We start from the raw sequence: 6,449 nt of genomic DNA, 5'->3' as shown, positions 1-6,449 counted from the left end.
GGCTAAATCTTTTTTTCTTTTCAAAGAATTTCGTTAATTAATCAGATCTCCACGGAGAGCCTTTGGCTTCGATCTTTTTTCTTCGTTAAAGACTGCACATGCGGGATAGCATATGCCGGTTGCCGGCATCCCGATCAGCCAGTATAAATATACCAGCGCGAGCATGGGATAGAAGCCACCGTAGAAGAGGAATATGATTGTAAGGACTGAATATGCACTGATAAATGCTGCCAGCCAGATCGATACACGGCGGACCCGGTTTTCAACCGGTATAAAGATAAAGATCGCGACTGAGCAGGGTGCAAGGAGTAGAAGCGTGGTTGCCCAGATCTCTCCGGTCAGACCAGAAGGAAATGCCTTCTGAATAAAGAGTCCGTATAATCCCCCGGCAATTATAGCAGCAAGGTCCAATAACAAGGGGAATACAAAAAAGCGTTCGATCGTTTTGGGAACTGTCCGTTGCAAAAGGAGGAAGGCACCTGCAAACGAAACTGCACCGGCCGAAACCAGTATTATCGCCCACAGTGATAAGCCGCTGGACGGAAATATCAGGAGCAGGGTAATAAAACAGGAAACCAGAAAAAAACTACCGGGATTAAAGCCAGTCCGCGTTTCATAAAATTTGTATCATGATCATCACGTCACTATTTTTTCATGGGGAGGTGTTATTGCCACTGTTGCCATGGGTTTAATCTCCGCTCCTTTTGGAGTATGGAACACAAATGTTTCTTTTTGAATCTCATCGTTTATGGCAACATCCAAATAATCCGCACTAAGAATAATTTTACCACTTTTACTAAAAGACTCCGCCTTTTTTATAATCCAGGTATCTTTCTCTATCCAGACACGAACGGAATATATTTGATAAGAAACTGGATACGGTGCATCTGTAATGGGAGTTAAATCAGTATATTCAATGATATAGAAAATATCTCCATTCTCTGAACTCGTTCCGTTCAATGTCCATTCATAATCAGTCAGCATGTCAATAATCAATTCGAGATAGTCTATTCCAACTGCCGAATACTCTTCAGGAAAAGTAAAATTTACATATTCGGCAGAAATCCAGAGGGCTTCATTGGTAGCATTCACATAATGCCATTTTATATCGCCGTCAAATACAACGATGTCTCCATTCTTCTTAGAAGGGGATAAATATTCAATCCTGTATTTTGGGGGCTGATAGAAAACCTGTTCGTTTATCTCGCCAAATTCATTCTTTAACGTCACCATTGCGTTAAAATTCTGAAAAGGCTCATAGATTTCAAGAACCTGTTCAGTAATCAAAGGTGCGGAAAGCGATGTCTCCTCCGGAGACTGAAGAGATCCAAAATCCTTCTTTTCACTGCAACCTGAAGTGAAAATTAATGTTAGAATGAATATATATGCAATCCATTTGAGTGTCATTATTGGCCCCCTTTCAAAAAATTGATATTGATCGATTAGATACCTTTACAATGTACTATCATTCTCATAAACCATAGTATTTTCATCAACAATATCACCAAAAGTTTTTATTTCTTCCTCAGCACTAACAACCGGAACAAACATCGCCCCGGCGAGCGCAACTACCAAAAGCAGGCTCAACGCCCGCAATACTTTCTTTGCTTTCATTTCTTGGTCTCCTTACTTTTTCATGCCCCCGGAGACAGGATCGTCAAAGGTTTCAAGTAATTTAAAACCCTAATTACAGTTTGCCCCCGGGCATGCAGCGGGGTCCGGTCGTTTCGGGAAGTTTCCGGCGGGCCTCTGCAACACCTTTTTGATGTTTACTGATGACTTTTCATTCGATCTTAAATACCTCTTCTGTGCCAAAATTCGTCACGTTCAAAGGGCATCTCATTTTTTTTGACACCGGATATTTTCTCTCCTGATTTTTAGGGGCAGTAACCGGCGATATACGCCTGTTCTATCATATTACCAATTATCTCTGATGCAAGCATTATACCAGCAATTAACGCGATTAAAACCATTAGCCAAAATATCGCTCTGTATCTTTCTTTTTTTACCATATGATTCTAATCTCTTTTTCTGAAGATATTAACCAATACAACCCCGATGGTAAAGACAGCCAATGAAAAATCAAAACCCGGGGATTGCTGCTTCTGTGGTTTAAGGTCGATATGAAAATCCCATGTTCCTTCGTGATTGCCGATTTGCGTGATCCGGATGTTTATTGTTTTAGCATCTGCAGGAACCGGTTCAAAGACCATGTATATCCGGTGCACTTGTGTGGACCCGGTGTCGCAGATCCAATAGGTGTCAAGGAAATTTTTCTGTTCTCCTTCATCGATACTATAGTAACCAACCGGGTAGGCGTTTACATCGCAGGGCACCAGTCCTTCAGGCCTTGGAGTTGAATCTACACTTTTTTCAGGAATTTCTACATCAAATGCCACAACTCCTTTTGTCGTATTACAATCCAGAGATAAAAGAGTAACAGTCACTTCTTTATCCTGTTTTACATCATTGAAAATTAAATCGGCCTGTAAAGTACCCTGCCGGGGATTGATAAGGATATCTCTTGTTCGTGTCATCCGGCGTATATTAGATAAATCCCAGATACCTCCACTATCCCCCGGAGAATAGAGGTAGTAAACACCTATGGTATACTCCCCCGGTTCGACCTGAATTTCAGCTTCATCCTTCTGGTCCCATATTAAAAGAGTATCACATGACTCATTCTCATTAAGAACCTTAGCAATATCTGAACGTTGATATTTAAGAAAATCGGGTTCTCCTTTGTGGCTGATTCCAATCAAAGGGGGTAACCCCATAATTGTTACCGGCCCTGGACCCTTATTTGTAAGAGTGATGTTCATCATAATCTCTTCCCCGTATGAATATACAGGAATTCCGGCTGTATAGGATTCCTGTGAAGCAGGAGTAATAAAAAGTTCAACATAAGGCTCTGCTGAAACCCCATAAATAATGCAATTTATAAAGAAAATTACTACAAATGCTTTGCATAATAAGTTTTTATGACACATACATCGTCCTCTCCTCAAAAAAAAGATTATAAATGTTTAAGTGTTTGTATCACAAGCCTCATGGTATGTGTAAATATTGCCTCCACTTATCCATGAATTCATAAACACGTATAACCCACTGTTTTTAAATTTATACTTATCCCATGAAAAGCGTGAAGAAGGTTTTATCCAACTTCCGTCAACTGAATCTTTCACACCATAATCTCTCATATTTTCAGTTGTAATAAGGAACGAATCTGTGACTGAGCTGTCTACTGTTAATTCAGAAGACCCTGTAAGTCCTTTTATATATGATGATGGATTGTCTGCATCATTATAGGTATAATCATACCATATTCCTGTACCAGTATTAAGGAAATTTACGTTGTATTGTCCATTATCTCCAACATAAAATTCATAATAGAATCTATTTTTTGATGATGCATCGATCCAATATTCAGAAGGAACGCCACCTGATCCCCAGTTTAATTCGTGTTCATCATAAAGAGGAGCTGATAAATAAATATCTCCACTTGGTCTATACCAGAGAAGAAGTTCAATTGTATCTCCATGCCTATCAAGGTAAATCTCACGCTCATGATATAATACGGAAAGGGGCGGCATTCCCTGATATGAAAAAGTCTGTGGATCCATATCCCCTCTGAGAGCCTTTGGATATTGGAACCAGTTTGTATTGTAGCATGCCCATTCTGCATAAAGAACTGACGATTTTGATTGAGAAATTGGTTTGGCCTCTGAATTTAACTTGATTTGTTCATTTTGTCCGGTATCTCTTTCATATTTCCGTTTATCAACTTCGTTTACTAATTCTTCGATACCTGAGAAATATGAAAAACAGTAATCAGGATAATCCAGAGTAATTGTCTGATCAGATTTTTGGCACCCATATTTCAAAATGGATTTAGGTATCTGCAAAAGAACAACTCGATCATTATTCTCCACAGTACCTATTGATCTCAAATCAGAAACTCCATTTGAATTATATTTTTGAGATTTAACTGAGCTGATAGGAACAGTCACCTTTATGAACTCGGAATCTTTGTTATCATTATTTGTCATCAGCCATTTTTCTGAAAAAATAAAAGATACTATCTCTGATTCGTCAAGAGGAGCTTTGATCCGAATTTCCTGATCATCAAAAATAGGGGTTATTACAAGTCTTTCAGAGATACTTTCTGAAGAAATATCTGTTTGTTCTTCTTCCGCACTAACAACCGGAACAAACATCGCCCCGGCGAGCGCAACTACCAAAAGCAGGCTCAACGCCCGCAATACTTTCTTTTCTTTCATTTCTTGGTCTCCTTACTTTTTCATGCCCCCGGAGACGGGATCGTCGAAGCCTTCATGTATCTTCAGGCCCAAATTTGATTTATGCCCCCGGGCATGCAGCGGGGTCCGGTCGTTCCTGGAAGATTCCGGCGGGCCCCCGCAACACCTTTTTGATGTTTACTGATGACTTTTCATTCGATCTTAAATACATTTTATGTGACAAAATTCGTCATTTCTGGATTATGATTCATGGTAAGACATTTCATAGAAAGAGGAAAGATTCTCTTATTTTTAATCGAAACGTCGATACATCGATTGATTTCCCGCCACAACGATTAACTACAATCGGGCGAATCCTCTTTTATGAACCTTAACTGGAAGAACATCATAATTTCAGCGATTGTATGCGGGGTTGTCCTGCTGGTCGTGACATTCGCTGCGGACTTCATCGCGACGCTTATTGCACCTTATTCGTTCATAGATCTCGGCGGAATGAGATCTTTCGACGATCCCATAATGGCACTCTACTTCCTCTATCCGTTCGTCCTTGCCCTGACTGCCGGAATAGTATTCGACATCGTCAAAGATTCGATAAAAGGGGAGTCTTCCTGCCACCGGGGCGTCGTATTCGGTACGATCCTATTCCTGTTCTCGTGATCCCCGAGTTCATCCTGCTCTACTCCTCGATGGACTACCCGGCCGGATTCTACATCTCCGCCGTCCTCAGCGGGATAATCGGATATCCGCTTATGGGCATTGCATACGTAAAGATCTGGGAGAAGCTTGGGTGAATAGAATGCCCGATCCCCTTTTACCGGGTCCCAAATTCCGGAAGGCATCCTATTGCAAGATATCGTCCTTCATATTCGTACAGGACCGGCGATTCTAAGGGATTGCATTCAGGATCGTTGCTGCTTTTGCACGATAAATTACGGAAAGCTGTAATCTGCGGCTCCGATTCTTTGAAGTCGTAAACAAATCTGCGACCATTATACCATTTCCCGGAACTATTCAGACATTTTTTTACGCCCGTTTCAAATTGAGGAAAATTGATAAGAGTGTCATCGGTCAAATGAACAATGGTTTCATTTGTCACATAATCCGGATCTACTTCCTGAATAGTACAATAATAAACCTGTTGGGATTTTATCGATGAAACGGGCTTTTCCGGGAGATCGGCGGATTGAGTCGCCGGATTGTTTCCAGGCAGAAGAATCATATTGAAAAGAAGAAAACTTCCGGCAATTACGACTATTATCAGACCTGCAAGGAGGGCTGGAAGTTTATTCCTGATTTTTGATAATGTCATCTGTAGAATACACCCTTTTTTAACTATGGCTTTTTATTTTATGGTTTTAATGCTCGATACAATCCGGTTGCGGTTACCAGTGAAATATCATCATCAACATGTGCGATCCTGAATCTTTTAAAAAAAGGGTGATCAGGCCCATTCTGACCATACATATGATTCAGTGATAAGTTCCTGGTTATTCGAACCACCCCAGAACCAGTTAATGTGAACAAAATTCTCATTTGCTGTCTGGGTTTCAAATGTCCAGACCTGGCTTGGTTTTCTCCATGTGCCGCCTGATTCACGGATCCATTCGTCAATTACCGGCGCAGTAACTTCGTAGAAAGAGTCTGTTATTGGACTTGTATGCTGGAAAAATTCAGAAGATCCACTGAATTCTGTGAAAGTTGTGCTTGGGTTGTCCTGATCGTTGTATATATACTGATCAAACCATTGTAATGTATTCATGTCTTCGAAAGTTATGTAGTATTTACCATTATAAATCTCAACATGATAGCCATATGAATGGGGGAATGTAGCAGGATTCAGTTCGATAATACCTGCTCCTGAATCTTCATAGTTACTCAGGTCTATGATATCCGAGTGATCGTCATAGATGGCCGGGAATAATTTTACTTTTCCAACAGGGTATTCGGTATAATGATCGTAGTTCACAACAACCTCTATAGCATCCTGCCGGTTATTATTCAGGTAAATCTCCCTCTCCTGTGGAGCATAATATTGATCATTATTTCCTGAAACTGACCAGGTGTCTGGTGTTATCCGGCCAATAATATAGTTGTAGTTAACTGCCGTATTTGCCCTGGTAAAAAAAGCCCACTCATTATGCCAGGTATCAACTCCCTGAGGAGTTAAAAGTGTAGATCGGAAGAGCACAC

The 6,449-nt window shown here is 40.6% G+C and carries 9 protein-coding genes; 2 read left to right on the top strand and 7 right to left on the bottom strand.

Annotated features, from left to right (window positions below; genetic code table 11):
- Nucleotides 1–33: 33 nt before the first annotated feature.
- The 5 genes from ACTB1O_RS00900 to ACTB1O_RS00880 form a co-directional block, all read right to left on the bottom strand.
- Complete coding sequence (locus ACTB1O_RS00900; RefSeq protein WP_462993259.1) at nt 34–465, bottom strand: hypothetical protein; 432 nt, start codon at nt 463–465, stop codon at nt 34–36.
- Between the two features lie 171 nt (nt 466–636).
- Nucleotides 637–1,407 carry a LolA family protein gene (locus ACTB1O_RS00895; RefSeq protein WP_462993258.1) on the bottom strand — a complete coding sequence of 257 codons (771 nt, stop codon included), beginning with the start codon at nt 1,405–1,407 and terminating at the stop codon, nt 637–639.
- Nucleotides 1,408–1,452: 45 nt separating this feature from the next.
- Nucleotides 1,453–1,614 (bottom strand): hypothetical protein, encoded by a 162-nt coding sequence (locus ACTB1O_RS00890; protein ID WP_462993257.1) that lies wholly within the window; start codon nt 1,612–1,614, stop codon nt 1,453–1,455.
- Between the two features lie 404 nt (nt 1,615–2,018).
- Nucleotides 2,019–2,990, bottom strand: a complete 972-nt coding sequence (locus ACTB1O_RS00885; RefSeq protein ID WP_462993256.1) for a hypothetical protein — start codon at nt 2,988–2,990, stop codon at nt 2,019–2,021.
- 36 nt (nt 2,991–3,026) lie between these two features.
- Nucleotides 3,027–4,280, bottom strand: coding sequence for a hypothetical protein (locus tag ACTB1O_RS00880; RefSeq protein WP_462993255.1), 1,254 nt, complete (start codon nt 4,278–4,280; stop codon nt 3,027–3,029).
- A gap of 342 nt (nt 4,281–4,622) precedes the next feature.
- Here ACTB1O_RS00880 and ACTB1O_RS00875 point away from each other — a divergent pair, with 342 nt between their 5' ends.
- Nucleotides 4,623–4,916 (top strand): hypothetical protein, encoded by a 294-nt coding sequence (locus ACTB1O_RS00875; RefSeq protein WP_462993254.1) that lies wholly within the window; start codon nt 4,623–4,625, stop codon nt 4,914–4,916.
- Nucleotides 4,913–5,050 (top strand): hypothetical protein, encoded by a 138-nt coding sequence (locus ACTB1O_RS00870; RefSeq protein ID WP_462993253.1) that lies wholly within the window; start codon nt 4,913–4,915, stop codon nt 5,048–5,050. Before ACTB1O_RS00875 ends, ACTB1O_RS00870 begins: the two co-directional genes overlap by 4 nt.
- Before the next feature lie 20 nt (nt 5,051–5,070).
- Here the strand turns inward: ACTB1O_RS00870 and ACTB1O_RS00865 are convergent, their stop codons facing one another.
- Nucleotides 5,071–5,568: a hypothetical protein gene (locus ACTB1O_RS00865; RefSeq protein ID WP_462993252.1), complete on the bottom strand. Its 498-nt coding sequence runs from the start codon at nt 5,566–5,568 to the stop codon at nt 5,071–5,073.
- A gap of 132 nt (nt 5,569–5,700) precedes the next feature.
- Nucleotides 5,701–6,449: hypothetical protein (locus ACTB1O_RS00860; RefSeq protein WP_462993251.1), on the bottom strand; the 749-nt coding region annotated here is incomplete at its 5' end.

The organism is Methanomicrobium sp. (assembly GCF_055145805.1).
The sequence above is the reverse complement of the archived record's forward strand: the minus strand, read 5'-3'. Positions and strand labels throughout refer to the sequence as shown.

What these genes read in the sequence shown, in the direction of transcription:
- ACTB1O_RS00890 (WP_462993257.1), bottom strand. Translation starts at nt 1,614, where the DNA reads ATGAAAGCAAAGAAAGTATTGCGGGCGTTGAGCCTGCTTTTGGTAGTT.
- ACTB1O_RS00895 (WP_462993258.1), bottom strand. Translation starts at nt 1,407, where the DNA reads ATGACACTCAAATGGATTGCATATATATTCATTCTAACATTAATTTTC.
- ACTB1O_RS00880 (WP_462993255.1), bottom strand. Translation starts at nt 4,280, where the DNA reads ATGAAAGAAAAGAAAGTATTGCGGGCGTTGAGCCTGCTTTTGGTAGTT.
- ACTB1O_RS00875 (WP_462993254.1), top strand. Translation starts at nt 4,623, where the DNA reads ATGAACCTTAACTGGAAGAACATCATAATTTCAGCGATTGTATGCGGG.
- ACTB1O_RS00885 (WP_462993256.1), bottom strand. Translation starts at nt 2,990, where the DNA reads ATGTGTCATAAAAACTTATTATGCAAAGCATTTGTAGTAATTTTCTTT.
- ACTB1O_RS00865 (WP_462993252.1), bottom strand. Translation starts at nt 5,568, where the DNA reads ATGACATTATCAAAAATCAGGAATAAACTTCCAGCCCTCCTTGCAGGT.